The organism is Frigoribacterium endophyticum (assembly GCF_011759585.1).
Classification (GTDB): Bacteria; Actinomycetota; Actinomycetes; order Actinomycetales; family Microbacteriaceae; genus Frigoribacterium; species Frigoribacterium endophyticum.
On the sequence record NZ_JAAOYV010000002.1, the window covers coordinates 736,170 to 762,413 of the forward strand.

Genomic DNA, 26,244 nt, shown 5'->3' on the forward strand with positions numbered 1-26,244 from the left:
GGGGCCCCATGCGGATCGTCCACCTGACCGACTCCATGTCGAACACCGCCAACGGCATCGTCAACGTCGTCGTGGACCTCGCCACGACGCAGGCCACCCACGGGCACGAGGTCTGGGTCGTCTCGGCCGGGGGCGACTGGTACGACCTGCTCCACGCCCACGGCGTCTCGACGGCGGAGGTCGACTTCAGCCGCCGGGCACCCCGCCAGCTGCCCGCCACCCTCCGCCGCGTCCGGGGCCTGCTCCGCCGCCTCGACCCCGACGTCGTCCACTCGCACACCCTGACGCCGGCCGTCCTCGCCTCCGTGGCCGCCCCCCGGGTGCCGTCGGTCGCGACGGTGCACAACGAGTTCCAGCGCGGCGTCGGCGTCATGGGCCTCTCCGACGCCGTCGTCTGCGTCAGCGGAGCCGTGGAGCGTGCCATGCAGCGCCGGCCCCTCGCGCGCCGCAAGACCTGCACCGTCACGAACGCCACGATCGGCAGCCCCCGGCGCCCCGGGCGCCCGGCGGCCGCCGACCTCGGGCACCCCGCCGTCGTCGCCGTCGGCTCGGTGACGCGCCGCAAGGGCTCCGACGTGCTCGTCGCGGCGTTCGGCCGGGTCGCGGAGGCGCACCCCGACGCCCAGCTCTGGTTCGTCGGCAACGTCGACGAGCCCGACACGCTGGAGGCGGCGGCCGGCGCCCCGTGGAGCGACCGCGTGCACACGGTCGGCTCGGTCGCCGACCCGCGGCCCCACCTCTACGGCGCCGACATCGCGGTCACGGCCTCACGGCGCGACCCGTTCCCCCTCGTCGTGGGCGAGCAGCGCGAGGCGGGCCTCGCCTGCGTCGTCAGCTCGGCGGACGGCCTCCCGGAGGCCGTGGACCACGGCGCGGCGGGCGTGGTCTTCCCGTCCGGCGACGTCGATGCCCTCGCGCGCACCCTCGACCGCCTGCTCGGCGACGAGGCGGCCCGGGCCGACCTCGGCGAGCGCGCCCGCCGCGGCCTCGAGCACGCGCACGTGACCCGCATGACGGGCGAGTACCTCGCCGTCTACGACCGCCTGCTGGCCGAGGGGCGACGCCGATGACCACCACCCGCACCGCCCCTGCCCCCGGCGTCGACGGCGCCCCCGCCTCCACCCGGTGGCGACTGGTCGACAGCCTGCGGGGGTTCGCCCTCTGCGGCATCCTGCTCGTCAACGTCCCCGACATCACCCGGCTGGGCAGCGCGGTGCCGTTCGACGCCGACGCCCCCGCGAGCACCACGCAGACCCTGCTCGAGTTCGCCGTGCAGACCCGCTTCGTCCCGATCTTCGTCGTCCTCTTCGGCCTCAGCCTGCAGCTCGTCGTCGACTCGGCGCGGCGCCGCGGCGCGTCCCCGTGGCTGCCGGTCGGCCTCCGCCTCCTCGCCCTCCTGGGCATCGGCTGCCTGCACGCTCTCGTCTACCCCGGCGAGGTCCTGCGCGAGTACGCGGTCGTCGGGCTGCTCGCGCTCCCCGTCGTCCTCTGGGCGCCCCGGTGGCTGACGCTGGCGCTGGGCACCGTCGGCACGGTCGCGGCCTACGCCCTGTTCGGCGGCGGACTCGCGTCGCTGCCCGGCCTGGTGCTGCTGGGGGCCGCCGGCGCCTCCTGGGGCCTCCCCCGCGCCCTCGAGCGCGGCGGCAGGCCGGTCGTGGCGACGCTGGGGGTCGCCGCCGTGGCGAGCGTGGCGGCGGTCGCGTGGCAGACCACCCAGCCCGGCGACCCCCGCTTCACGACCGCGGGAGGCGTCGCCGGGCTGGCCGTGGCCGTCACGTACACGGCAGCGTTGACCCTGCTGTGGTCCACGCGGGCGCGGGTGGTCGTCGCAGCGGCCTTCGAGCCCCTCGGCCGGATGGCCCTGTCGAACTACGTGGGCGCCTCGCTCGTCGTCGTCGCCCTCGTGGCGGCCGTGCCCGCCCTCGACTGGGCGCACATGACCTCGCCGCTGCCGGCCGTCGTCACGGCGGTGGTCGTACTGACCGTGCAGTCCGTCGCCAGCAGGGCCTGGCTCCGGCACTTCCGCTACGGCCCCGTCGAGTGGGCCTGGCGCACCGTCACGTGGCGTCGACGGGCTCCCTTCCGGGGAGGAGTGCTCTGACGCGGGCCGTCACGCTCGCGGCGTGGCCTCGAGGAGCGAGCGCGCGACGGTGCGGGCGTGCTCGAGGGGCTGGTCGAAGGTCTCCATCCCGACCGTGACGATCGCCCCCTCGTGCACGAGCATGAGCGTCCGGGCCAGGTCGTCGGGGCGGGCGAGCCCCGCCTCGCGGCAGAGCTCGGCGAAGAGCGTGAGCAGCCAGCCCTTCTGCCGCGCCGCCTCGGGGAAGACGGCGTTGCCGTCGTGCCCGTCGCCGACCTCCGCCCGCGCGTTGATCGCGCTGCAGCCCTTGCCGCCGTGCTGCCGCGACCAGTCGACGGCGGCGTCGAACACGGCGAGGACCCGCGCGACCCCGGGCTCAGGCGCCCGCGCCAGGTGGGCCGCGAGGTGCTCCCGCCACCGGGCGTCGCGGTGGCGGAGGTACGACACGACCAGCGCCTCCTTCGAGCCGAAGCGGTCGTAGAGCGTCTTCTTCGTGACCCCGGCCGCCTCGGCGATCGTGTCGACGCCGACCGCGTGGATGCCCTGGTCGTAGAAGAGGTCGGAGGCCGCGTCGAGCACGCGGCGGGCGCCCGGCGTGAGCGCGGGCAGGGCGGGGACGGCGAGGCTGCCGACGGGGCTGTCGAGATCGACCATGCCTCGACTATACCGATGTGTATAGTCGAGACCATGAGTAAACAGATCGGTGTACCGAGTGGCCTCGTCGTGGTCGGCGGGGCGGCCGCGTTCGTCCTGGCCTGGAGCTCGGGGTTCACGCTCGCCGCCCTCGCGACCGTCGACGTGCCGGCGACGACCCTCCTGGTCTGGCGGTTCGCCCCGCTCGCCCTCGTGCTGCTCGTCGCCACCGGCCTCCGGGGCGGCCTGCGCGCCGTCACCCGCGGCGACCTCGGGCAGCAGGCCGTCGTCGGGCTCCTGGCGCAGTTCGGCTACTGCGTCTTCGTCTACGCGGCCGTGGCCGCCGGGGTGGCGACGGGCACGACGGCGCTCGTCGACGCCGTGCAGCCGCTCGTCGTCGCGACGCTCGTCGGCCCGCTGCTCGGGCTCCGGGTGCGCGGCGGGCAGTGGGCGGGCCTCGCGCTCGGAGCGCTCGGCGTCGTGCTGGTGGTCGGATCGCAGCTGGGGGACTCCTCCGCCGCACCCGTGGCGTACGTGCTGCCCGCCCTGGCGATGGCCTGCCTGGTCGCCGGCACGCTCGTCGAGCGGCGTGCGCCCGTGCGCCTCCCCGTGCTGACCACCCTGACCCTGCACGTCTCCGTCACGGCGCTCGCCCTCGTCGTGCTCGCCGTCGCGACGGGCACCCTGCGGCCGCCCCTCGACGCCTCGTTCTGGCTGGCCGCCCTCCTCGCCGCGGCCCTGCCGACCCTCGCCGCCTACGGCCTGTACTGGTGGCTGCTGCGGCGCCTCGGCGTGACGGCCGTCAACGCGCTCCTCTTCCTGGTCGCGCCGACGACGGCGCTGACCGGCGCCCTCCTGCTCGGCGAGCCGTTCTCCCTCGCCACGCTCGGGGGCTTCGCCCTCAGCGCGGCGGGCAGCGCCCTCGTGCTGGGCGGGGAGCGCGGGAGGCGCGGGGCAGCACCCGAGGAGCCCTCCCCCGGTGCCCGCCCCGCGCCTCCGTCACCTGCCGTTCACCGTCGGTGACCCCGACCGGTCACCGCGGGTGGCACGATGGGGGGCATGGACAGCGAACCACGCGTCGACGGCGCCGGCGTCACCCCTGATTTCCTCGACGACTTCGACGAGATCGTCAGCTTCGAGGAGGGCACGCTGCCCGCCGAGCGGTACCTCGACCGCGAGCTGAGCTGGCTCGCGTTCAACCAGCGCGTGCTCGAGCTCGCCGAGGACCCGTCGACGCCGCTGCTCGAGCGGGCGAATTTCCTCGCCATCTTCGCGAGCAACCTCGACGAGTTCTTCATGGTCCGCGTGGCCGGCCTCAAGCGCCGCATCGCCACCGGCCTCGCCGTGCCGACCAACGTCGGCCGTGGCCCGAACGAGGTGCTCGCCGACATCAGCGCGGCGGCGCACGACCTGCAGGAGCGGCACGCTCGGGCCTTCCTCGACCTCGTGCGGCCTGCCCTCGACGACGCCGGCATCCACATCGAGAACTGGTCCGACCTCGAGGAGGCCGACCGGGTGCGCATGCGCGAGATCTTCACCGAGCAGATCTTCCCCGTGCTGATGCCGCTCGCCGTCGACCCGGCCCACCCCTTCCCGTACATCTCGGGCCTCTCGCTCAACCTCTCGGTGCGGGTGCGCAACCCCAAGACGATGCGCCAGGAGTTCGCGCGCCTCAAGGTGCCGCAGATGCTGCCGCGCTTCGTGCAGCTGCCCGACAACGACAGCGGTCGCGTGCGGTTCATCCCCCTGGAAGACCTGATCGCGAACCACCTGCAAGACCTCTTCCCCGGCATGGAGGTCGTCGAGCACCACGTCTTCCGCGTGACCCGCAACGAGGACGTCGAGGTCGACGAGGACGAGTCGGAGAACCTCATCCAGGCGCTCGAGCGCGAGCTGCTCCGCCGTCGCTTCGGCCCGCCGATCCGCCTCGAGATCACCGACGACATGGACCCGGTCACGCTCGAGCTGCTCGTGCGCGAGCTCGACGTCACCGACCAGGAGGTCTACCGCCTGCCGGCGCCGCTCGACCTCGCGGGCCTCTTCGAGATCACGAAGATGCCGCGGCCCGACCTCAAGTACCCCAAGCACCTGCCCACGACGGCCGTCCAGCTGCAGCCGACCGAGCCGAACATGAAGCCCGACATGTTCGCGAGCATCGCGCGCCGCGACATCCTCGTGCACCACCCCTACGAGTCGTTCGCGACGAGCGTCCAGGCCTTCCTGGAGCAGGCCGCGGCCGACCCGAACGTGCTCGCCATCAAGCAGACCCTCTACCGCACGAGCGGCGACAGCCCCATCATCGAGGCGCTGATCGACGCGGCCGAGGCCGGCAAGCAGGTGCTGGCCCTCGTCGAAGTGAAGGCGCGCTTCGACGAGCAGAACAACATCACCTGGGCCCGCAAGCTCGAGAAGGCCGGCGTGCACGTCGTCTACGGACTGGTCGGGCTCAAGACCCACTGCAAGCTCGCCCTGGTGATCCGCCAGGAGAAGGGCACGCTGAAGCACTACACGCACATCGGCACGGGCAACTACAACCCGAAGACGAGCCGCATCTACGAAGACATGGGCCTCTTCACCGCCGACGACCAGGTCGGGAAGGACCTGACGCGGCTCTTCAACGAGCTCTCCGGCTACGCCATCGAGAAGAAGTTCAAGCGCCTGCTCGTCGCTCCCCGCTACCTGCGGCGCGGGCTGCTCAAGCAGATCCAGACCGAGATCGAGCACGCCCAGGCGGGCCGCGCCTCCGGCATCCGCATCAAGATCAACTCGATCGTCGACGAGCAGATCATCGACGCCCTCTACCGCGCCAGCCAGGCCGGCGTGCCGGTCGACGTGTGGGTGCGCGGCATCTGCACCATCAAGCCCGGGCAGCCCGGGCTCAGCGAGACCATCCGGGTGCGCTCGATCCTCGGGCGCTACCTCGAGCACTCGCGGCTCTTCTGGTTCGCGAACGACGGCGACCCGCAGGTCTTCATCGGCAGCGCCGACATGATGCACCGCAACCTCGACCGTCGGGTGGAGGCGCTCGTGCGCCTCACCCAGCCCGACCACCTCGACGAGGTCGGCTCGCTGTTCGAGCGCGCGATGAGCGACGAGACCGCCTCGTGGTGGCTCGCCGCCGACGGCACCTGGACGCGCCACGCCCGCGACGAGGCGGACAAGCCGCTCGTCGACATGCAGAATTCGCTGATGAAGATGATCACGCAGCGGAAGAAGAGCAGCCGGTGACGGTGGCCTCCACGACGGTCGTCGCGGCGGGCGCCGTGTGCTTCCGGTACGTCGGGGGCGCCGTGCGCGTGCTGCTCATCCACCGCGACCACCACGGCGACGTCTCGTTGCCGAAGGGCAAGGTCGACCCCGGCGAGTCGACGCCGCAGACCGCGGTGCGCGAGATCCACGAAGAGACCGGCTACCGCGTCTCGCTCGGGGCGCCGCTCGGCACGGCCGAGTACGTGATGCCCGGCGGGCGCGACAAGGTCGTGCACTACTGGGCCGCCGAGGTCACCGACGAGTCGTTCGCCGCCGCGGGCACGTTCGTGCCCAACAGCGAGGTCGCCGCGATCCGCTGGGTGCCTCTCGCCGAGGCGCGGGCCGCCCTCACCTACGAGCGCGACGCCGAGGTGCTCGACCGGTTCGCCGACCGCGTCGAGCGCGGGGCGGCGCGCACCTTCGCCCTCGTGGCGCTGCGCCACGCCAAGACCACGTCGCCGGCCGAGTGGAGCGGCTCCGACGCGACCCGCCCGCTGCTGCCGCAGGGGCGCCGGCAGGCCAAGACGATCGCCCCCGCCATCGCCGCGTGGGCCCCGCAGCGGCTCATCAGCAGCACCGCGGCCCGCTGCCTCGCGACCCTCGAGCCGCTCTCCGCCCTGACCCACGTGGGCGTCAAGCAGACCGACTCGCTCAGCCAGGACGCCTTCGAGCGCCACGACGACGACGTCGTCGGGGTCGTCGCGAAGAGGCTCAAGAAGAGGGTGCCGGCGGTGTTCTGCACGCACGCCCCGGTGCTGCCGGAGCTGCTGCGTCAGATCGCCACGAGCACGAAGGGGGGCGAGCGGCTCGACCTGCGCCGCGCCTCCTCGCTGAGCCCCGCCGAGTTCACGGTGCTGCACGTCTCCGTCGAGGGCGGCGCCCTCGTCGCCGTCGAGACCCACGGGCCGGTGGGCTGAGGCCGCCCCCCACCCCGGCCCGCGGGTCGGTGCCGAGCCCCCGGGGCCGCCGTCGAGGCGGTGGCCCCGGGGGCTCCGTCGTCGACGGACGGTCGCGACGGGACGGGCGTCGGGTCGCCGGAGGCGGGCCGGACCCCCGGCCGATGTTCCCGCCTCGTTAACCTCCCGTTCACCGAGGCAGACGACCGTGGTCAACTGCCGGACGTAGCGTCACGCACGGGTCGGCACCTGGCCCGCACACACAGCCAACACATCCCACAAAGGAACCTCTGTGAACTTCAAGCGCACCGGCAGCATCTTCACGATCGCCGCGGTCGGCACCCTGCTCCTCGCGTCCTGCGCCAGCAACGAGGGCGGCGCGGAGGCCGGCGACACCGCCAGCGCCTCGGACCTCTCGGGCACCATCTCCGGCATCGGCGCGAGCTCGCAGCAGAGCGCGCAGGAGTCGTGGGTCGCGGGCTTCCAGACCTCGAACCCCGACGTGACCGTCAACTACGACCCCCAGGGCTCGGGCGGCGGCCGTGAGAGCTTCATCTCCGGCGCTGCGGACTTCGCGGGCTCGGACCGCGCCTTCAAGGCCGACGAGATCTCCGGCAGCACCTTCGCCGGCTGCACGCCCGACACCGACATCGTCGAGCTGCCCGCCTACGTCTCGCCCATCGCCGTCATCTTCAACCTGGACGGCGTCGACGAGCTGAACCTGTCGCCCGCCACCATCGCCGGCATCTTCAACGGCTCGATCACCTCGTGGGACGCCGAGGAGATCAAGGCCGACAACCCCGACGCCGACCTGCCGAGCACGGCCATCACGCCCGTCCACCGCTCGGACGACTCGGGCACCACCGAGAACTTCACCGACTACCTGCACGCCACCGCTCCCGACGTGTGGACGGCCGAGGCCGACGGCGTGTGGCCGCTCGACAGCGGCGAGGGCGCCAACCAGACCTCCGGCATGATCGACGCGGTCACCAACGGCACCGGCACCATCGGCTACGCCGACGCCTCGCGCGCCGGTGACCTGGGCGTCGCCAAGGTCAAGGTCGGCGACGAGTTCGTCGAGTACTCGGCCGAGGCCGCCGCCGCCATCGTCGACGCCTCCCCCGCCGAGGAGGGCCGTGGCGAGGGCGACCTCGCCATCGAGCTCGACCGCACCTCCGACGAGGCCGGCGTCTACCCGATCGTCCTGGTCAGCTACCTGATCGCGTGCGAGTCCTACGAGGACGCCGCCAAGGGCGAGATCGTCAAGTCGTACCTCTCGTACGTCACCAGCGAGGAGGGCCAGCAGGTCGCGGCGGACGCCGCCGGCTCCGCTCCCATCTCGAGCGACCTCTCCAGCAAGGTCGCCGCGGCCATCGAGCTGATCAAGTAGCACCCGCTCCACCGGGCCCGGGACCGCACGACGTGCGGTCCCGGGCCGTCGCCCTGACAGGGCACGCACCGCCCGGCCCCACCCTCCGTGCCGCCCCAGCACGGCCACCCGAGCACCACCCCAGACCGAGCACCCACCCGGAGGACCTCGTCCGATGACCGCCCCCGCATCGACCGCCACGAAGGTCGGCCCGCCCCGAGCACCACGGCGCCCGGCCGACCGCATCTTCTCCGGCAGCACCGTGGTCGCCGGCGGGCTGATCCTCGCGATCCTCGCCGCCGTCGCCCTCTTCCTCATCGTGCAGAGCATCCCCGCGCTCACCGCCGACCCGGCCGACATCTCGCTCTCCGGCTTCCCCGACTCGTTCTGGCAGTACGTCGGCCCGCTGGCCTTCGGCACCGTCTACGCGGCCGCGCTCGCCCTCCTGATGGCCCTCCCGGTCGCCGTCGGGATCGCGCTCTTCATCTCGCACTACGCCCCCCGTCGGCTCGCACAGAGCCTCGGCTACGTGATCGACCTCCTGGCCGCCGTGCCGTCGGTCGTCTTCGGCCTCTGGGGCAGCATCGTCCTCGCCCCCGCGATCCAGCCGTTCTACTCCTGGCTCGTCGACACCTTCGGCTGGGTCCCGCTCTTCGCGGGGCCGGTCTCGGGCACGGGCCGCACGCTGCTCACCGCCTCCGTCGTGCTCGCCGTGATGATCCTGCCGATCATCACCGCCCTCAGCCGCGAGGTCTTCCTCCAGACGCCGACGCTGCACGAGGAGGCCGCGCTGGCCCTCGGAGCGACGCGCTGGGAGATGATCCAGGTCGCCGTCCTCCCGTTCGGGCGCCCCGGCGTCATCTCGGCCTCGATGCTCGGCCTCGGTCGAGCGCTCGGCGAGACGATGGCCGTCGCGCTGGTGCTGTCGCCCGCGCTCGTCATCAACCCGGCGATCCTCACCTCGACGAACTCCTCCACGATCGCGGCGAACATCGCGCTGCGCTTCCCCGAGGCGCACGACATCGGCATCAACACCCTCATCGCCACGGGCCTCGTGCTCTTCGTCATCACGCTGATCGTCAACTCGATCGCCCGCGTCGTCATCAACCGCCGCAAGGCCTTCTCGGGAGCGAACTGATGGTCACCACCACCTCCCCCCGCCCGGTCCGGCCGGCGAACCGCACCGTCAACGCGCTCACGACGGGCCGCCTCCCCAAGATGGCGCCCCTCGCCATCCTGCTCGGCAGCTGGGTCGTCATGGGCGTCGTCTTCGCCCTGCTCCAGGCCGGAGGCGTCACCGACGGCTTCAACTGGGTCACGGCCATCATCCTCGGCACCGTGCTCTACGCCGTCCTCGTCTTCGTCGTCGCCCTGCAGGTCGAGGGCGTCCGCCGCGCGAAGGACAGGGTCGTCACGACGGCCGTCAGCGCCGCGTTCATCATCGCCCTGGTGCCGCTGGTGTCGGTGCTGGTCACGGTCGTGACCTCCGGTGCCAACAGGTTCGACGCCGACTTCTTCGCCATGTCGATGCGCAACGTCGTCGGCGCGGGCGGCGGCGGGCTGCACGCCCTCACCGGCACGCTCCTCATCACGGGCCTCGCCGCGGTGATCTCCGTGCCCATCGGCCTCCTCACCGCGATCTACCTGGTCGAGTACGGCCGTGGCCGGCTCGCCCGGGCCATCACGTTCTTCGTCGACGTCATGACGGGCATCCCGTCGATCGTCGCCGGCCTCTTCGCCTACGCGCTCTTCGTGATCTTCTTCGGCGAGGGCGTCCGCATGGGCGCGGCCGGCTCGGTCGCCCTGGCCGTGCTGATGATCCCGGTCGTGGTCCGGAGCACGGAGGAGATGCTCAAGCTCGTCCCGAACGAGCTCCGCGAGGCGGCGTACGCCCTCGGGGTGCCGAAGTGGCTCACCATCCTCAAGGTCGTGCTGCCGACCTCGATCGCCGGCATCACGACGGGCGTCATGCTCGCCATCGCCCGCGTCATCGGAGAGACCGCGCCGTTGCTCATCACGGCCGGCTTCACGGCGAGCATGAACTACGACCTGTTCGACGGCCGCATGCAGTCGCTGCCGGTGTTCGCCTACAGCTCGTACGTCAGCCAGGGCACCGACGCGGCCGCCTACATCGACCGCGCCTGGACCTCGGCTCTCCTGCTCATCCTCATCGTGATGGCGCTCAACCTCCTGGCCCGGCTCATCGCCCGCGTCTTCGCCCCCAAGCTCGGCCGCTGACGGCCTCCACCCCTCCCCGAAGGAACAGCATGTCCAAGCGCATCGAGGTCAACGACCTCAACGTCTACTACGGCAAGTTCAAGGCCGTGGAGGACGTCAACATCACCATCGAGCCCCGCACGGTCACGGCCTTCATCGGCCCCTCCGGCTGCGGCAAGTCGACCTTCCTCCGCACGCTCAACCGCATGCACGAGGTCATCCCCGGCGCGTACGTCGAGGGCGAGGTGCTCATCGACGGCAACGACCTCTACAGCCCCGGCGTCGACCCGGTGCTCGTCCGCCGTCAGGTCGGCATGGTCTTCCAGCGACCGAACCCCTTCCCCACCATGAGCATCCGCGACAACGTGCTCGCCGGCGTCAAGCTGAACAACCGACGCCTCTCGAAGGGCGACCAGGACTCCCTCGTCGAGAAGTCGCTCCAGGGCGCCAACCTCTGGAACGAGGTCAAGGACCGCCTCGACAAGCCCGGCTCCGGCCTCTCCGGCGGTCAGCAGCAGCGTCTCTGCATCGCCCGCGCGATCGCGGTCTCCCCCGACGTCGTGCTGATGGACGAGCCCTGCTCGGCCCTCGACCCGATCTCGACCCTCGCCATCGAGGACCTCATCGAGGAGCTCAAGCAGGAGTACACGATCGTCATCGTGACCCACAACATGCAGCAGGCGAGCCGCGTCAGCGACAAGACCGCCTTCTTCAACATCGCCGGCACCGGCAAGCCCGGCAAGCTCATCGAGTACGACGACACCGCGACGATGTTCTCGAAGCCCAGCGTCCAGGCCACCGAGGACTACGTCTCCGGCCGCTTCGGCTGATCGACGCCCGGCCCGCAGGGGCCGACCCTGCGACGACGGAGGCGGTCCACCGATCTGGTGGGCCGCCTCCGTCGTGCTGTGGCAGGGTCGCGTCGCCGCGGCGGGCGCCTACGCGCTGCTGACCGCCATGATCGGCTCGCTGGTCGGGGCGTCGGAGCCGCCCGCCGGCTCGACCGTGAGGCCGATGGTGGCCCCGGGCGTCATCTCGCCCTTGAGCACCTGGGTGACCGTGGAGTCGGAGGCCGTGTCGAACGTGCCGGCCGGCACGGCTCCGCGGGCCTCGTCGATGTACCAGAGCTCGTACGTCTGGTCGCCGGGCAGCGAGGTGAGGCCGTCGAAGACGACCGCCGAGCGCTTGAGGTCCTCCGACCACACCAGGGTCGCGGTGCCGCCGGTGCTGACGTCGGCCACGGAGCGCTGGAAGTCCTTCGCCGCGTAGATCTCGTCGAGGGCCGACGCGGTGGACTCGGTGCCCTGCCCGGGGCCGGAGACCTGCTGGAGGACGGCGCCGCCGCCGAAGAACAGGGCTGCGGCCGCTGCGGCCACGCCGAGCACCGCCACGGGGCGGGTGAACCAGCGGGCACGAGCCGGGCCGGTCGCCTCGAGGAGGCGGCCCGCGGTCTCGGACTCGGAGGGCTCCATCTCGGGCACCGACCGGCGGACGGGAGCGACCTCGTGGTCGTCACCCGCGCCTCCTGCGGTGTCGGGGGCGACCGAGGCCTGCTGCGCCGGGAGCTGCGGCAGGGTGCGGATCGCGTCGAGGACGCTGGAGCGGAGGGCCGCCGAGGGGGCGACCGGCGTCGCCGCGTGGGCGAGCAGCAGGACGGTCTCGCTCATGCCGGTCACCTCCTTCCTGGTGGTCTCGGAGCGGCTCATCAGAGCCTCGAAGTCGTGTCGTTCGTCGTCGCTCAGCGCGTTGAGGACGTAGCTGCCCGCGAGGGCCGCCGTCTCGTCGTCGCCGGGCTGTCGGTCGGTGCCCGTGGGCTCGTCGTGGTCGGTCACGAGGCCACCCCCATCTCGTCGCGCAGGCGGATCATGCCGTCGCGCAGTCTCGTCTTGACGGTGCCGATCGGCACCCCCAGCATCGCGGCCACCTCGCTGTGGCTGTAGCCGCCGTAGTACGCCAGCCGGACGGCCTGGCGCTGGAGTTCGGTGAGGCGCCCCAGGGCGCGTTCGACCCGCTCGTGCTCGATGCGGATCTCGACCGACTCGGTGACCGAGTCGAAGTCGGTGTCGAGGTCTCGGACCCCGATGCGCAGGTCGCGGTCACGGCCGGCCTGCGAGGCACGGACCCGGTCGACGGCGCGGCGGTGGGCCATGGTGAGCATCCAGCTCGAGGCGCTGCCCCGGGCGGTGTCGAACCGGGTGGCCGTCTGCCAGATCTCGAGGAACACCTCCTGGGTGACCTCCTCGCTCTGCGCGTGGTCCTTCAGGAGGCGCTTGACGAGCCCCAGCACACGCGGTGCGGTCTGGTCGTAGAGCTCGGCGAACGCGAGCTGGTCTCCGCCGGCGACCCTGGTCAGCAGCTCGTCGGGAGTCGACGGCCGGAGATCGTCCTCCGGAGTCTCGGTTTCACGGGTCACGAGTTTCAGCATATGTCAGGTCTCACCTCGATCCCCTGGTCGCTCGGGTCCGTCACGGGATCATGACGGTGTGGGACCGCCCCTCCGCGAGGCCGTCTGGGATGGCGATGAGGCCCGGACCCGCGGAGGGAGCAGCCCGCCCGGCGGGCCGTAGGGGGCCGTGTCGGGCGGAGGATCTGCACGATCCCTCACGTCAATGGTTCGGCACCGGGGAGCACCCGGATTGGGCGAGTTTCGCCCGGTGGACGAGAGATGCACGACGACGGTCGCGGAGCGGGGGCCTCGCCGGGAGGCGCGTGGGCCTCGACGGGGCGTGCCCGGAGGACGAGGGTGCCGGACCGCAGGAACGCCTCTCGGCGCGAGTCCGCTCGAAGCGGCTGAATTTGGAGCCCGGGGTTACTGCGGCCCGACCTGAACGAGTTTAGCCGCCCGAGCCGGGGCTCGTCACAGGGTTCGCCGGGTGCGAACGGCGGCGCGCCTCCTGGGCGGTCGTGCTGGACCGCGCCGCGGCGCGGGTCTGCTGCGCTGGTCCGCCCTGCCGCGGTGGCTACGCGAGGCCGCCGTCGCGCCAGAGCGCGGCACAGGCGGTGAGGTCGACGGCGAGCTCGGAGAAGCGGAGCGCCCGTCGGGTGAGGGTCGTGGCGAGGTCGGAGCCGATCGAGTCCTGGTCGTCGGCGACGCTCGTGGCGCCCGCGGCGGCGAGCCGGCAGAACGCCGCACCCCGCTCGAGGGCGAGGGCGAAGTCGCCCACGAAGACGCCGCGGAGGATGAGGTCGGCGAGCTCGACGACCTCCTCCGGGCTGGCCGGGGCCGGTGCTCCCGCGACGATCGGGTCGATGGTCGACGAGGCCGTCACGCCGCGGTCGAAGAGCAGGGCGACCTCGTCGGGCGCCTGCCGGATGACGGCGCGGACGAGGTAGATGCGCCAGAGCGCCCCCGGCAGCGTGTGCGCGGCGGCGTGCGCCCAGAGCTCGGCGACCGCGTCGATGCCGTGCAGGTCGGTGTAGCTGACCAGGCGGTCGAGGATCTCGGGGCTCGGGTCGTCCTTCACCCGCGCGACGAGGGCCGCGGCCGACTCGTGGGCGACCCGGTTCAGCGTCGCCGGGTCGTCGCCGCCCTGGTACGCCTCGAACTGGGCGCCGGAGAACTGGGTGGGACGGTGGAATTCGCGAGGCATCAGGCAGAGCTTAGGCGCGGTCGCCGGGCGACGTGCGGGCGGGCGCCGCCGCTTCGCTGAGGGCGGAGCGGGAGCCGGGGAGGCGCGGGTCGATGCCGGTCGGGCCACCTCGGCCCCTCCGGACTTCTCGGGGCCCTCCGCCCCTCTCAGCTCACCCTGTTCTCTCAAATTTGAGAGAGATCGACCACGAGACACGAGAACAGCGCCCTGGAACGGTCCCCCTCGGCCGGATCCCTCTCGCTTTCCGACGACACAGTCGGGGAGGCGCGGGCCGGCCGCCGAGGACGCGCGGCATCCCGTATCGTTGAGCGCGCAGGGGCCTCTAGCTCAGTTGGTAGAGCATCGGACTTTTAATCCGCGGGTCGTGGGTTCGAGCCCCACGGGGCCCACGACGCACGCGCGTGACGCACAGGAGGCCCTCCCCGACTCGGGGAGGGCCTCCGACGTGCGAGGGTGGGGCCGTCATCACGTACCCCTACGTGGCGGCCCCACCGCAGGGGCGCGGACCCGAATCCTGCCCCCGACACCGGGCGTCTGGTCACCGCCCGGTACCCGACGAGCGTACGCCATCTCGCGGCACGACGGGAGGGGATCTCACCATCTCAGGGCCGTTCCGGGGGACACCACCCGGGTGGTCTCTGCCGGGCCGGTGCCGACTTGGTGCATGACCAGCGGTTCTCCGGTGCGGGGCGTCGCCCTGGCGAACCCGGAGGGGTTCAGGTGGCCCGACCCGAATCGGGCCACCTCGCGCGGGATCCGAGAGGATCTCCTGTCGCTTACCCGAGATCGATCAAACCATCGGCGGGAGCGACCCCGCGTCCCCCATTCCGAGTGCCCCTCGCACGGGGACGATGCCCGACCGGGGCTCGACGGAGGCGCCACCAGGGCATGCCGGAGCGCCGCCGAGCAGGGCCCCGGGGAGGAAGAGGCGTGCCCCCGCCGAGCGCGGTGCGCGGGCGGGGGCACGTGCGCCGACGATGCAGGACGCCATTCGGATCAGGAAAAGAGCGGCCTGCGTCTACGTCGACGGCGTTCGTCCGGTAACCAGCCGGAACGAGTCGACACGCTACCCCGATTCGCCCCCGCCGCAGAAGGATTCCCAGCAACTTGCGCAATTAGGACAATTTGCTGGTCACCCGACCCGCGCCTCCGGACAGGGCCAGGCGGAGGCGCGGGTCGGCCCGGCTGCCGCCCCCACGCCCGACGCCCGGTCAGCCCGCGACGTGGCGGATGCCCCAGGAGCCCGACCAGCGCTCGCCCGGCTCGAGGCGGAGGAGCCCCTCGCCGGTCGCGAGGGCGTTCGGCGGCGCCGTCATCGGCTCGGCGGCCACGGCCAGGCCGAGGACGCCGTCGCGGGGGAAGTTGCGCGGGGTGAACACCTGCACGTAGCCGAACGAGGCGTCCTGCCAGAGCTCGGTCGCCGTGCCGTCAGGAGCCGTCAGGCGGGTGCGGCGGACGCCGTCGTCGCCCGGTGCGACGTCACGGTAGGGGGTGTCGAGGTCGAGGTCGCCGACCACCGGCGCGCCGCGGAGGTCGTAGGCGGTGCCCTCGACCGGCTCGGTGCCGGTGGGGACGCCGCGCTCGTCGACGACGAAGCGCGTCGCCGCGTCGAGCGACACGGTGAGGTCGGCCACGTCGACGTCGCCCACGCGGAGGAAGGGGTGAGCCCCCACCGCGAACGGCGCCGGCCGCGCGCCGACGTTCTCGACCTCGTAGCTGACCCGCAGCCCGTCGGCGACGAGCTCGTGCCGCACCGTCAGGTCGAGCTGCAACGGCCAGCCGTGCTGCGGGTAGACCGTCGCCGCCTGGGTGACCGCGTGCTCGTCGCGCTCGACGAGGCGGTAGCTGGTGTAGCGCAGCAGGCCGTGGCTGGCGTTGCCCTTCGACGGCTCGGTGATGTCGAGCTGCTGCGCCTCGCCGTCGAGCGACCAGCGGCCGCCGTCGACGCGGTTCGGCCACGGGAAGAGCGTGATGCCGCACGCCGACGGCGGCACGACCGTGTCGGGGAAGGTCTCGGTCAGCGCGCGGCCGTCGACGGTCAGCGACCGCAGGCCGGCGGCGACGGAGGTCACCACGGCCTCGACGACGCGGCCGTCGACCTCTCGGCGCAGGTGCAGCTGGTCTCCGGTGGGTGAGCTCGTCACGGTCGTCCTCTCTCGTCGTCGTGGTCGGCCTCGGCCACGGTCAGGCCCGCGGCGCGCAGGGCGGTGACCCGGTGCTCGTCGGCCCCGGCGGTCACGAGCCCCTCGAACACGTCGAGGGGGCCGATGACGCCGAGGTGCGCCTCCCCCAGCTTGCTCCCGTCGGCGACGATGTAGCTACGTCGTGACGTCGTCGTCATGAGCCGCTTGAGGTCGGTCTCGGGCAGGTTGACGTTCGTGACGCCGTGGTCGGGGTGCACCCCGGTGCAGCCGATGAAGGCGATGTCGGCCGTGATCGCCGAGAAGACCGTGGTCGCGAGCGGGTTGACCAGGGAGTGCTGGAGGGGCCGGAGCGTTCCGCCCGAGACGATCACCGTGAAGCGCGGCACCGCCTGCTCGAGGGCGAGGGCGATCGTCAGGCTGTTGGTCACGACGACGACGCCCTCGAGCTCGTGCCGCTCGAGCAGCGCCAGCGCGATCTGCGTGGTCGTCGTGCCGACGTCGAGCACGACGCAGTCGCCCGACCGCACCAGGGCCGCGGCCCGCACGCCGATCGCGTGCTTGGCGTCGATGCCGACCGCGCTCTCCTCCTCGAAGGGGCGCTCGACCACCGGGCGGTCGACCGAGAGCGCGCCGCCGTGCACGCGCGAGACGAGGCCGTCGGCGGCGAGGCTCTCGAGGTCGGTGCGGATGGTGACCTCGGAGAGCCGGAACTCGCGGGCGAGCTCGGCGGTGCGGACGAAGCCCCGGCGGCCGACGAGGTCGGCGATGCGGTCGCGCCGCCGCTCGCCCGGGAGGGGCTGTTCGGCGGATTTGGCGTTCACGGGGTCATCTTCGTATGCTTTCACCTGCTTTCGCAAATGCAGGCTGCAGTCGTGGGAGCGCCGACCCCGAGGAGGGACAATGGCACCCATCGCCGTCCGCACGTCGACCCTGGCCGACGGTCGCGAGCTGATCTGGTTCGACGACGCCGACACGACGCTCGGCAGCGAGCGCCGCGTCGACGCGCGCGTGCTCGACCCGCGGCCCGAGACCGCCTCGATGCGACAGGATCCACTCACCGGCGACTGGGTGTCGATCGCGGCGTCGCGCCAGAACCGCGTCTTCCTCCCCCCGGCCGAGCTCGACCCGCTCGCGCCCGCCAGCGAGACGAACCCCAGCGAGATCCCCGACGTTTACGACGTCGCCGTGTTCGAGAACCGCTCACCGTCGTTCGGCCCCGCGCTGACCGACCCCGAGGCCCCCGCCGGGCTCGACGACCTCGCCGAGGTCGGCCTCGGCCGCGTGCGCCGCAGCGTCGGCCGCTGCGAGGTCGTCTGCTTCAGCCCCGACACCGTCGGCTCGTTCGCGACCCTCAGCGACTCGCGCGCCCGCACGGTGGTCGAGGCCTGGGCGCACCGCACCGAGGCGCTCAGCGCGCTGCCCGGCGTCGAGCAGGTCTTCCCGTTCGAGAACCGCGGCCAGGCCATCGGCGTGACCCTGCACCACCCCCACGGCCAGATCTACGCCTACCCCTACGTCACCCCGCGGACCGCGTTGCTGCTGCGGAGCATCGAGGCCTACGGCCCCGACCTCTTCCACGACCTGCTCGAGAGCGAGCGCCAGGGGCCCCGCGTCGTGCTCGCCGGCGAGCACTTCACCGCCTTCGTGCCGTTCGCGGCGCGCTGGCCCATCGAGATCCACCTGCTGCCGCACCGCCACGTGCCCGACTTCGCCGGCCTCACGAGCGACGAACGTGACGAGCTCGCGGTCATGTACAAGACGCTGCTGCGCGGCCTCGACGCGCTCTACGGCGACGAGACGCCCTACATCGCCGCCTGGCACCAGGCGCCGGTCTCGGTCGGCCGCGACACCGTGCGGCTCATGCTGCAGATCACCTCGCCCCGCCGGGCCGAGACGAGGCTGAAGTTCCTGGCCGGCTCCGAGGCCGCGATGGGAGCCTGGGTGGGCGACCTCGTGCCCGAGGCCCAGGCCGACCGACTGAGAGAGGCGATGACGCGCGCATGACCACCACCGACACCCCGGGAGGCACGGGTCAGGCCCGCAGCTACGCCTCCGTCTTCGACTCCCCCGTGGCCGGCACGTGGTCGGCGCCCGGCCGGGTGAACCTCATCGGCGAGCACACCGACTACAACGACGGCTTCGTGCTGCCGTTCGCGATCGACAAGCGGACCGTCGTCACGGTCGGCCGTCGCGACGACCGCCTCCTCCGCGTCGCGAGCACCTTCGACGAGGGCGTCCACGAGATCTCGCTCGACGCGCTCGACCCCTCGGCCATGTCGGGCTGGTCGGCCTACGTCTTCGGCATCGCCTGGGCCCTCTCGGTCGCCCCGCAGCACGCCGACTCCCCCGCCTTCACGGCGGCCGGCGGCGACCTGTCGTCGATCGACCTGTCGGCGGCGTCCGGCCTCGACGTCTTCGTCGAGTCCGACGTGCCCATCGGCGCGGGCCTCTCGTCGTCGGCTGCCCTCGAGTGCTCCGTGGCCGTCGCCGTCACCGAGCTCTGGTCGCTCGAGGTGAACCGCCCCACGCTCGCCGCCGTCGGCCAGCTCGCCGAGAACGACGCGGTGGGCGCGCCCACCGGCATCATGGACCAGTCGGCGTCGCTGCTCGGCCGTGCCGACTCCGCGGTCTTCCTCGACTGCCGCAGCCTCGAGGCCGACGTCGTCGACCTGGGCTTCGCCGCCGCCGGGCTCGAGATCCTCGTGGTCGACACCCACGTCGAGCACGCCCACGCGACCGGCGGGTACGTCGACCGCCGGGCGTCGTGCGAGCGCGGGGCGGAGGCGCTCGGCGTCACCTCGCTGCGCGACCTCGACGTCGACGACCTGCCGCGCGCCTCCGACGTGCTCGACGACGACACCTACCGGCGCGTGCGGCACGTCGTCACCGAGAACCAGCGCGTGCTCGACACCGTGCGCACGCTGCGCACCGAGGGCCCGGCGGCGATCGGCGCCCTGCTCGACGCCTCGCACGTGTCGATGCGCGACGACTTCGAGATCTCGGTGCCTCAGCTCGACCTCGCGGTCGCGACCGCCCAGCGCTCCGGCGCGGTCGGGGCCCGGATGACGGGCGGCGGCTTCGGCGGGTCGGCCATCGCCCTCGTGCCGAGCGACCAGCGCGACGCCGTGGCCGACGCCGTCACGGCGGCCTTCGCCGAGGCGGGCTACACCGCCCCGACGATCTTCACCGTGCACCCCGCCGAGGGCGCGCGCCGCGAGAGCTAGGCGCGCCGGGCCGCGGCCGGGCCGGGCCAGTCGGCCGGTGCCGGCCGGTGCCAGCGACATCAGCCGGTGCCGACGGCACTCTCGATCACGGGCGAGTACGACGAAGGCGGGCCACCGTGGTGGCCCGCCTTCGTCGTACTCGCCCGCGGTCGGCGCGGATCTAGGCCAGCGGCCGCAGCCGCAGCCGCAGTCGCGGCCGCGTCACGCGTCACGCGTCGCGCTCGGCGGCCTCCACGACGTTCTTGAGCAGCATCGCCCGGGTCATCGGGCCGACGCCGCCGGGCACCGGCGACAGGGCACCCGCGACCTGCGCGACCGCCGGGTCGACGTCGCCCCGCAGCTTGTACTTGCCCGTCTCCTCGACGAACACGCGCGTGATGCCCACGTCGATCACGGTCGCCCCCGGGGCGACCCAGTCGGGCTGCACCAGCCCGGCCACGCCGGCCGCCGCGACGACGATGTCGGCGCGGCGCACCTCGGCTGCGACGTCGACCGTGCGCGAGTGCGTGAGGGTGGCCGTCGCCTCGAGGCGGGTGAGCAGCAGGCCGAGCGGCCGCCCGACGGTGAGGCCCTGGCCGATGATCGTCACGTGACGGCCCGCGATCGGCACGTCGTAGGCGCGCAGCATCTCGACGATGCCGCGCGGCGTGCACGGCAGGGGCGTGTCGATCGAGCCCTTGCCGCCGGGCACGGCGAGCACGAGCTCGCCGAGGTTGACGGGGTGGAGGCCGTCGGCGTCCTTCGCCGGGTCCATCAGCTCGAGCATCGCCGTCGGGTCGATGCCGACGGGCAGCGGCAGCTGGATGATGAAGGCGGTGACGGCGGGGTCGACGTTCATCGTCTCGATCGCCGCGCGGATCTCCGCCTCGCTGGCCGTGTCGGGCAGGTCGAGGCGGATGGACTCGATGCCGACCTCCGCGCAGTCGCGGTGCTTGCCGGCCACGTACGACAGCGACCCGGGGTTGGCCCCCACGAGGATCGTGCCGAGCCCGGGCACCACGCCTCGGGCGCGCAGCGCGTCGACCCGGACGCGCAGGTCGGCCTTGACGGCGGCCGCGAGGGCCGTGCCGTCGATCTTCACCGCGCTGCCCGGCCCCGCGATGAGCGGGCGGTCAGCGGGGTCGACGGGTGCCGTCGCGGGAGCGCCGGGTGCCGCGTCGACCGCGGCTCCCGGCCCGACGCCGGCGCTCACGCGTAGAGCGGGAACGCGTCGGTGAGCGCCTTCACGCGCGCCGCGAGGGCCTCGATGTCGGGCTCGGGCATCAGCGCCAGGGCGATGACGTCGGCGACCTCGGCGAACTCCGCGTCGTCGAAGCCGCGGGTCGCGAGCGCCGGCGTGCCGATCCGGACGCCCGAGGTGACCATCGGCGGGCGAGGATCCCACGGGACGGAGTTCCGGTTGACGGTGATGCCGACCTGGTGCAGGAGGTCCTCCGCCTGCTTGCCGTCGACCTCGCTGGCGCGCAGGTCGACGAGCACGAGGTGCACGTCGGTGCCGCCGGTGAGCACGTCGATGCCGGCCGCCTTCGCGTCGGGCGCGGTGAGGCGGGCGGCGAGGAGCTGGGCGCCGCGGATGGTGCGCTCCTGGCGGTCCTTGAACTCGGGCTCGGCCGCGAGCTTGAAGGCCGTGGCCTTGGCCGCGATGACGTGCATCAGCGGGCCGCCCTGCTGGCCGGGGAAGACCGCGGAGTTGAGCTTCTTGAAGAGCGGCTCGTGGTTCGACAGGATCACGCCCGAGCGCGGGCCGGCGAGGGTCTTGTGCACCGTCGACGAGACGACGTGGGCGTGGGGCAGCGGCGACGGGTGCAGGCCCGCGGCGACGAGGCCGGCGAAGTGCGCCATGTCGACCCAGAGGTACGCGCCGACCTCGTCGGCGATGGCGCGGAAGGCCGCGAAGTCGAGCTGGCGCGGGTAGGCCGACCAGCCGGCGATGATGACCTTCGGCTTGTGCTCGAGCGCCTGGCGACGCACGGTCTCCATGTCGATGAGGTACGTCTCGGGGTCGACCTCGTAGGCCACGGCCTTGTACATCTTGCCGGAGAAGTTGAGCTTCATGCCGTGGGTCAGGTGGCCGCCGTGGGCGAGCTCGAGGCCGAGGATGGTGTCGCCGATGCTGGCGATGGCCGAGAGCACGGCGGCGTTGGCCTGGGCGCCCGAGTGCGGCTGGACGTTGGCGAAGTCGGCGCCGAACAGCGTCTTGGCCCGCTCGATGGCGAGGTTCTCGGCGACGTCGACGAACTCGCAGCCGCCGTAGTAGCGACGCCCCGGGTAGCCCTCGGCGTACTTGTTCGTCAGCACCGAGCCCTGCGACTCGAGCACGGCCCGCGGCACGAAGTTCTCGGAGGCGATCATCTCGAGGTAGTCACGCTGACGGCCGAGCTCCTGCTCGAGCACCGCGGCGATCTCGGGGTCGACCTCGCTGAGCGGGGCGTTGAAGGTCGAGGGCGTCTTCTGGGGGGTCATGGCAGGGCTCTCTCTACACGGTCACGGGACGAGGGCGGCACGAGGTGCCGGTTCTTCAGGTGGCGTGGTGGCCCAGGCGTACGGCCACGTACCGTGTGTGCGTCGCTCCCCGATGGTCGACCATCTGAACGCCAGTCGCGACCCGTCGAGCATACCTCCGCGGGCAGGGGCGCGGGAGGCGCGGAGGCGGTCGTGCGGACCGCCGCGGCGTGGCACGCTGGGGGCGTGACGCAGACCCTGGACGACACGCGCGTCGGCACCGAGACCGACCCGCGCCTCCTCGTCGCGCCCGACCGCCCGTGGGTCACGCTGGTCTGGGACGACCCGGTCAACCTGATGTCGTACGTGAGCTACGTCTTCCGCAGCTACTTCGGCTACTCGGCCCGCGAGTCGGAGCGGCTGATGATGCAGGTGCACACCACCGGCAGGGCCGTCGTCGCCACCGGCCCGCGCGAGGAGATGGAGCGGCACGTCGAGGCGATGCACGACTTCGGCCTCTGGGCGACCGTCTCGAAGGCCGACGAGTGATCCCTTTCCGTCGCGGCCGGGACGGCATGGAGCTCACGCTGCCGGACCACGAACGTGCCCTGCTGGCCGACCTCGTCGCGCAGCTCGTGAGCGTGCTCGAGGGCGGCGACCCCGGCGACCCGGCCGTGGCGCGCCTCCTGCCCTCCGCGTACCCGGACGACGAGGAGGCGGCGGCCGAGTTCCGCAGGTTCACCGCCGACGACCTGACCGCCCGCAAGGTCGCGAACGCCCGACGGGTGCTCGACGACCTCGGCCCGCCGCCGACCTCGCGGCTCGACGAGGCCGCGCAGCAGTCGTGGCTGCGCACGCTGACCGACCTGCGGCTGGTGCTCGGCAGCCGCCTCGGCGTCACCGACGATGGGCCGGCGCCGACGGACGACCCGCAGCTGCTGGTGATGCACGACGTGTTCGACTGGCTGGGCTACCTGCAGGAGAGCCTCGTCCAGGCGCTGACGGGCTGACGGGCCGGGCCCTGCCGACCGCGTCGGCGACGGGCCTGGCGCAACGGGCCCGGGCCGCTAGCGCTCCTTGGGGAAGAGCACCCACAGCACCACGTAGAGCAGCACCTGGGGGCCGGGGAGCAGCAGCGACGCGACGAAGATCACGCGGACGAGGAACGGGCTGAGCCCGAAGCGGTTCGCCAGGGCAGCGCAGACGCCCGCGATCATCTTGCCGCGGCGGGGACGAGTGAGGGTGGCCATGCGCCCCAGCGTGCCAGCCGAGGCTGGGGCGTGCCCGAGCGTCGGCGACTCCTCGGCCGAGGCTCGTCCCTCCCCAGGGCGTGGCCGTCCCGAGGAGCACGCCCGACCCGGCCCCGACCTCGGGGCTCGCCCTCCGGCCTGGGATGATGGGGGGATGAGCGCATCACTCGTGGCCAAGGGCCTCGCCGGCGGCCACGGGCACCGCACGCTGTTCGACGACCTCGACCTCACGGTCGCGCCGGGCGACGTCGTCGGCGTGGTGGGCGTGAACGGGGCCGGCAAGTCGACGCTGCTGCGCCTCCTCGCGGGCGTCGACGAGCCGCAGGCCGGCAGCGTCACCCTCAGCCCGGGCGACGCCTTCGTCGGCTGGCTGCCGCAGGAGCACGAGCGCGTGCCGGGCGAGACGGTCGCCGGGTACATCGGGCGCCGCACCGGCAGCACGCAGGCCACCGCCGAGATGGACGCCGCCGCCGCGGCCCTCGGCGAGGTCGACGCGGCACCGCGCGCCGACGGGCTCGACCCGGCCGACGTGTACTCGACGGCTCTCGACCGCTGGCTCGCGAGCGGGGCGGCCGACCTCGACGACCGCCTCCCCCAGGTGCTCGCCGACCTCGGGCTCGACAGCGACGGCGACGGCGCGGTCGGCCCCGCGTCGCTGATGACCGCGCTGAGCGGCGGCCAGGCCGCCCGCGTGGGCCTCGCGGCGCTGCTGCTCAGCCGCTTCGACGTCGCCCTGCTCGACGAGCCCACCAACGATCTCGACCTCGACGGCCTCGAGCGGCTCGAGCGCTTCGTCGAGGGGCAGCGCGGCGGCATCGTGCTGGTCAGCCACGACCGCGAGTTCCTCGGCCGGTGCGTCACGAAGGTGCTCGAGCTCGACCTCGCCCAGTCGTCGAACCGGGTCTTCGGCGGCGGCTACGACTCGTACCTGGAGGAGCGCGAGACCGCGCGGCGTCACGCCCGCGAGGCGTACGACGAGTTCGCCGACAAGAAGGCCGACCTCGTCGGCCGGGCCCGCACCCAGCGCGAGTGGTCGAGCCAGGGCGTGCGCAACGCGATGAAGAAGGCGCCCGACAACGACAAGATCCGTCGCAAGGCGTCGGCCGAGTCGAGCGAGAAGCAGGCGCAGAAGGTGCGTCAGATGGAGAGCCGCATCGCCCGGCTCGACGAGGTCGACGAGCCCCGCAAGGAGTGGCAGCTCGAGTTCACCATCGGCTCGGCGCCGCGGTCGAGCGCGGTCGTGTCGACGCTCAGCGGCGCGGTGTTCCGCCAGGGCGACCCCGAGACGGGCGAGTTCGTGCTCGGGCCGGTGTCGCTGCAGGTGGCGGGCGGCGACCGCATCGGCATCACCGGGCCCAACGGCGCCGGCAAGTCGACGCTGCTGCGCGGCCTCCTCGGGCGGCAGGCGCCGACCGAGGGCGGCGCGAGCACCGGCACGAGCGTCGCCGTCGGCGAGATCGACCAGGCCCGCGCGCAGCTCGCCGGCACCGTGCCGCTGGCCGAGGCCTTCGAGGCGCTCGTGCCCGACTGGCCCCAGGCCGAGGTCCGCACGCTGCTCGCCAAGTTCGGGCTCAAGGCCGACCACGTGTCGCGCCCGGTCGACGAGCTCTCGCCCGGCGAGCGCACCCGAGCGGGCCTCGCGCTGCTGCAGGCCCGCGGCGTCAACGTGCTCGTGCTCGACGAGCCCACCAACCACCTCGACCTCGCGGCCATCGAGCAGCTCGAGCAGGCGCTCGAGACGTACGAGGGCACGCTCCTCCTCGTGACCCACGACCGCCGGATGCTCGAGACGGTCCGCCTCGACCGGCACTGGCGGGTCGAGGGCGGCAGGGTGACCGAGTCGTGAGGGCCGCACCGCGACTCCTCTCGCGCCTCGGCCTCGTCGCGGGCCTGGGGCTGCTCGGCCTCGGGCTGACGGCGTGCACCACGGGCGAGACGGCGCCCGCCGCGGAGACGTCGGGCTCGGCGAGCTCACCCGCGCCGAGCGCCACGGGCCCGTCGGGGGCCTCCGGGTCCTCCTCGGCCGACGCCTGGGCGACCTGGGACGCGGCCCTGGCCGCCGTCGACGACGAGCCGGCCCGCTGGCTCGCCGTGGGCGACTCGATCACCGAGGGGCAGGGCGCCTCGTCGCTCGGCACCCGCTGGGTCGACCTCACGCGGGACGGGCTGCGGGCGGCGCACCCGGTCGAGGGAGTCGCGGGCGGGGTCGGCTACCGCCCGGCCGCCTTCGCGACGTACGGCCCCGACTCCCCCTGGGCGCAGTGGGCCACCGCCCGCGACGGCCGCACCACGGCGGTCTCCGACGTGGCCGACCTGGGGCACCGCGCCGTCGAGCTCGAGGCGGGCTCCAGCCTCCGCTACGACACGGTCGGCACCGACCTCGACCTCTGGTGGACGCCGGGCGAGGGGGCGTTCTCGTACCGCGTCGACGCGCAGGCGGAGGTGGTGGTGGACACGGCGGCCGGCGGCTCGGGCGGCTCGAGCGGCGCGGATGCCTCGGACGGCTCGGATGCCTCCGGCGCGGTCGGCGTGACCGAGGTCACGGGGCTCGCGTCCGGGCCGCACGTCGTCACGATCTCCGTCGCCGACGACGCCCCGGCGAGCGTGGTGCTGCAGGGCCTGGCCCAGTTCGACGGAGACCGCGGGCGCGGCGTCACCCTGTACGACTCAGCACGGTCGGGCGCGACGGTGTCGACGTTCACCGACGACCTCGACGGGTTCCTCGCGGCGGCCGGGGCGGCTCAGCCCGACCTCGTCACCGTCACGCTGGGCGCCAACGACGCCGTGACGACGAGCCCCGACGACCTCGCGACCGGCTACACCACGCTGATCGAGGGGCTGCAGGGCCTCGACTCGGCACCCTCGGTGCTGATCGTGGACGAGTTCACGCCGGCGCTCAGCGTCGCCTCGGCGTGGAACGGCCCCGCCGCCGACTACCGGAGCGCCGTCGAGGAGGTCGCCCGGCAGACGGGCGCCGCGCGCGTGACGATCGACGAGGCCCTGGCCGGATCGGGGGTCACCGACCTCGGCTCGCTGCTGTCGGCCGACGGGCTCCACCCGAACGACGCGGGGCAGCGCGTGCTGGCCGACTACCTGACCGCGACGCTCGCGCGGGGCTGAGCAGCGCCGTCGAGCCGCACGAGAGGCACG

24 protein-coding genes, 1 tRNA gene and 1 riboswitch are annotated in these 26,244 nt (G+C 73.1%); of the genes, 16 read left to right on the forward strand and 9 right to left on the reverse strand.

Features of this window, described 5'->3' with window-relative positions:
- Window positions 1-8 precede the first annotated feature (8 nt).
- On the forward strand, window positions 9-1,070 hold the full coding sequence (locus FHR77_RS10735; protein WP_167260196.1) for a glycosyltransferase family 4 protein: 1,062 nt from the start codon (window positions 9-11) through the stop codon (window positions 1,068-1,070).
- A complete protein-coding gene (locus FHR77_RS10740) occupies window positions 1,067-2,101 on the forward strand; it encodes a DUF418 domain-containing protein (RefSeq protein ID WP_167260198.1) in 1,035 nt (344 codons plus the stop codon). Before FHR77_RS10735 ends, FHR77_RS10740 begins: the two co-directional genes overlap by 4 nt.
- A gap of 9 nt (window positions 2,102-2,110) precedes the next feature.
- Here the strand turns inward: FHR77_RS10740 and FHR77_RS10745 are convergent, their stop codons facing one another.
- Window positions 2,111-2,734 carry a TetR/AcrR family transcriptional regulator gene (locus tag FHR77_RS10745; RefSeq protein ID WP_167260200.1) on the reverse strand — a complete coding sequence of 208 codons (624 nt, stop codon included), beginning with the start codon at window positions 2,732-2,734 and terminating at the stop codon, window positions 2,111-2,113.
- 33 nt (window positions 2,735-2,767) lie between these two features.
- On the opposite strand from FHR77_RS10745, the gene FHR77_RS10750 reads away from it, so the two are divergent.
- The 7 genes from FHR77_RS10750 to pstB all read left to right on the forward strand — a co-directional run bounded on the left by FHR77_RS10750 (window position 2,768) and on the right by pstB (window position 11,274).
- Window positions 2,768-3,736: a DMT family transporter gene (locus tag FHR77_RS10750; protein WP_167260202.1), complete on the forward strand. Its 969-nt coding sequence runs from the start codon at window positions 2,768-2,770 to the stop codon at window positions 3,734-3,736.
- A gap of 36 nt (window positions 3,737-3,772) precedes the next feature.
- Window positions 3,773-5,941, forward strand: a complete 2,169-nt coding sequence (locus FHR77_RS10755) for an RNA degradosome polyphosphate kinase (protein WP_056057086.1) — start codon at window positions 3,773-3,775, stop codon at window positions 5,939-5,941.
- The gene (locus FHR77_RS16425) at window positions 5,938-6,879 is read left to right on the forward strand and encodes an NUDIX hydrolase (RefSeq protein ID WP_167260204.1); all 942 of its coding nucleotides are present in this window, start codon (window positions 5,938-5,940) and stop codon (window positions 6,877-6,879) included. The genes FHR77_RS10755 and FHR77_RS16425 overlap by 4 nt, the downstream gene beginning before the upstream one ends.
- Before the next feature lie 271 nt (window positions 6,880-7,150).
- Complete coding sequence (locus tag FHR77_RS10765; RefSeq protein WP_167260206.1) at window positions 7,151-8,248, forward strand: extracellular solute-binding protein; 1,098 nt, start codon at window positions 7,151-7,153, stop codon at window positions 8,246-8,248.
- A gap of 154 nt (window positions 8,249-8,402) precedes the next feature.
- Window positions 8,403-9,365, forward strand: a complete 963-nt coding sequence (gene pstC, locus FHR77_RS10770; protein ID WP_167260208.1) for a phosphate ABC transporter permease subunit PstC — start codon at window positions 8,403-8,405, stop codon at window positions 9,363-9,365.
- The gene (gene pstA / locus FHR77_RS10775; RefSeq protein WP_167260210.1) at window positions 9,365-10,465 is read left to right on the forward strand and encodes a phosphate ABC transporter permease PstA; all 1,101 of its coding nucleotides are present in this window, start codon (window positions 9,365-9,367) and stop codon (window positions 10,463-10,465) included. The genes pstC and pstA overlap by 1 nt, the downstream gene beginning before the upstream one ends.
- 29 nt (window positions 10,466-10,494) lie before the next feature.
- Window positions 10,495-11,274, forward strand: coding sequence for a phosphate ABC transporter ATP-binding protein PstB (gene pstB, locus FHR77_RS10780; RefSeq protein WP_167260212.1), 780 nt, complete (start codon window positions 10,495-10,497; stop codon window positions 11,272-11,274).
- 108 nt (window positions 11,275-11,382) lie between these two features.
- Here pstB and FHR77_RS10785 read toward each other — a convergent pair whose 3' ends face one another.
- The 3 genes from FHR77_RS10785 to FHR77_RS10795 form a co-directional block, all read right to left on the reverse strand.
- Entirely contained in the window at window positions 11,383-12,276 is an 894-nt protein-coding gene (locus FHR77_RS10785) for an anti-sigma factor (protein WP_167260214.1), read from the reverse strand.
- Window positions 12,273-12,869 (reverse strand): sigma-70 family RNA polymerase sigma factor, encoded by a 597-nt coding sequence (locus FHR77_RS10790; protein ID WP_082514589.1) that lies wholly within the window; start codon window positions 12,867-12,869, stop codon window positions 12,273-12,275. The genes FHR77_RS10785 and FHR77_RS10790 overlap by 4 nt, the downstream gene beginning before the upstream one ends.
- 535 nt (window positions 12,870-13,404) lie before the next feature.
- Entirely contained in the window at window positions 13,405-14,034 is a 630-nt protein-coding gene (locus FHR77_RS10795) for a DNA-directed RNA polymerase subunit beta (protein ID WP_167260216.1), read from the reverse strand.
- A gap of 316 nt (window positions 14,035-14,350) precedes the next feature.
- On the opposite strand from FHR77_RS10795, the gene FHR77_RS10800 reads away from it, so the two are divergent.
- A tRNA-Lys gene (locus FHR77_RS10800) sits at window positions 14,351-14,423 on the forward strand.
- A gap of 822 nt (window positions 14,424-15,245) precedes the next feature.
- Here the strand turns inward: FHR77_RS10800 and FHR77_RS10805 are convergent.
- The gene (locus FHR77_RS10805) at window positions 15,246-16,178 is read right to left on the reverse strand and encodes an aldose epimerase family protein (protein WP_167260219.1); all 933 of its coding nucleotides are present in this window, start codon (window positions 16,176-16,178) and stop codon (window positions 15,246-15,248) included.
- Window positions 16,175-16,999, reverse strand: a complete 825-nt coding sequence (locus tag FHR77_RS10810; RefSeq protein WP_341777327.1) for a DeoR/GlpR family DNA-binding transcription regulator — start codon at window positions 16,997-16,999, stop codon at window positions 16,175-16,177. Before FHR77_RS10810 ends, FHR77_RS10805 begins: the two co-directional genes overlap by 4 nt.
- Before the next feature lie 79 nt (window positions 17,000-17,078).
- Here FHR77_RS10810 and galT point away from each other — a divergent pair, with 79 nt between their 5' ends.
- Window positions 17,079-18,182, forward strand: coding sequence for a galactose-1-phosphate uridylyltransferase (gene galT, locus FHR77_RS10815; protein ID WP_167260224.1), 1,104 nt, complete (start codon window positions 17,079-17,081; stop codon window positions 18,180-18,182).
- Complete coding sequence (galK, locus tag FHR77_RS10820) at window positions 18,179-19,402, forward strand: galactokinase (RefSeq protein ID WP_167260226.1); 1,224 nt, start codon at window positions 18,179-18,181, stop codon at window positions 19,400-19,402. The genes galT and galK overlap by 4 nt, the downstream gene beginning before the upstream one ends.
- A gap of 208 nt (window positions 19,403-19,610) precedes the next feature.
- Here galK and FHR77_RS10825 read toward each other — a convergent pair whose 3' ends face one another.
- Both FHR77_RS10825 and glyA read right to left on the reverse strand, forming a co-directional pair.
- Window positions 19,611-20,504, reverse strand: a complete 894-nt coding sequence (locus FHR77_RS10825; RefSeq protein WP_167261338.1) for a bifunctional methylenetetrahydrofolate dehydrogenase/methenyltetrahydrofolate cyclohydrolase — start codon at window positions 20,502-20,504, stop codon at window positions 19,611-19,613.
- An 86-nt stretch (window positions 20,505-20,590) separates the two neighbouring features.
- Entirely contained in the window at window positions 20,591-21,865 is a 1,275-nt protein-coding gene (gene glyA, locus FHR77_RS10830) for a serine hydroxymethyltransferase (protein WP_167260228.1), read from the reverse strand.
- A gap of 63 nt (window positions 21,866-21,928) precedes the next feature.
- A riboswitch (ZMP/ZTP riboswitch) is annotated at window positions 21,929-22,014 on the reverse strand.
- A 76-nt stretch (window positions 22,015-22,090) separates the two neighbouring features.
- On the opposite strand from glyA, the gene clpS reads away from it, so the two are divergent.
- Together clpS and FHR77_RS10840 are read left to right on the forward strand one after the other, a co-directional pair.
- Entirely contained in the window at window positions 22,091-22,393 is a 303-nt protein-coding gene (gene clpS, locus FHR77_RS10835; protein ID WP_056057109.1) for an ATP-dependent Clp protease adapter ClpS, read from the forward strand.
- Complete coding sequence (locus FHR77_RS10840) at window positions 22,390-22,854, forward strand: DUF2017 domain-containing protein (RefSeq protein WP_341777328.1); 465 nt, start codon at window positions 22,390-22,392, stop codon at window positions 22,852-22,854. Before clpS ends, FHR77_RS10840 begins: the two co-directional genes overlap by 4 nt.
- Before the next feature lie 57 nt (window positions 22,855-22,911).
- Here FHR77_RS10840 and FHR77_RS10845 read toward each other — a convergent pair whose 3' ends face one another.
- The gene (locus FHR77_RS10845; RefSeq protein ID WP_167260230.1) at window positions 22,912-23,094 is read right to left on the reverse strand and encodes a PspC domain-containing protein; all 183 of its coding nucleotides are present in this window, start codon (window positions 23,092-23,094) and stop codon (window positions 22,912-22,914) included.
- 154 nt (window positions 23,095-23,248) lie between these two features.
- Here FHR77_RS10845 and FHR77_RS10850 point away from each other — a divergent pair, with 154 nt between their 5' ends.
- Together FHR77_RS10850 and FHR77_RS16645 are read left to right on the forward strand one after the other, a co-directional pair.
- A complete protein-coding gene (locus FHR77_RS10850) occupies window positions 23,249-24,940 on the forward strand; it encodes an ABC-F family ATP-binding cassette domain-containing protein (protein WP_167260232.1) in 1,692 nt (563 codons plus the stop codon).
- Window positions 24,937-26,214 (forward strand): GDSL-type esterase/lipase family protein, encoded by a 1,278-nt coding sequence (locus FHR77_RS16645; RefSeq protein ID WP_167260234.1) that lies wholly within the window; start codon window positions 24,937-24,939, stop codon window positions 26,212-26,214. Before FHR77_RS10850 ends, FHR77_RS16645 begins: the two co-directional genes overlap by 4 nt.
- Window positions 26,215-26,244 lie beyond the last annotated feature (30 nt).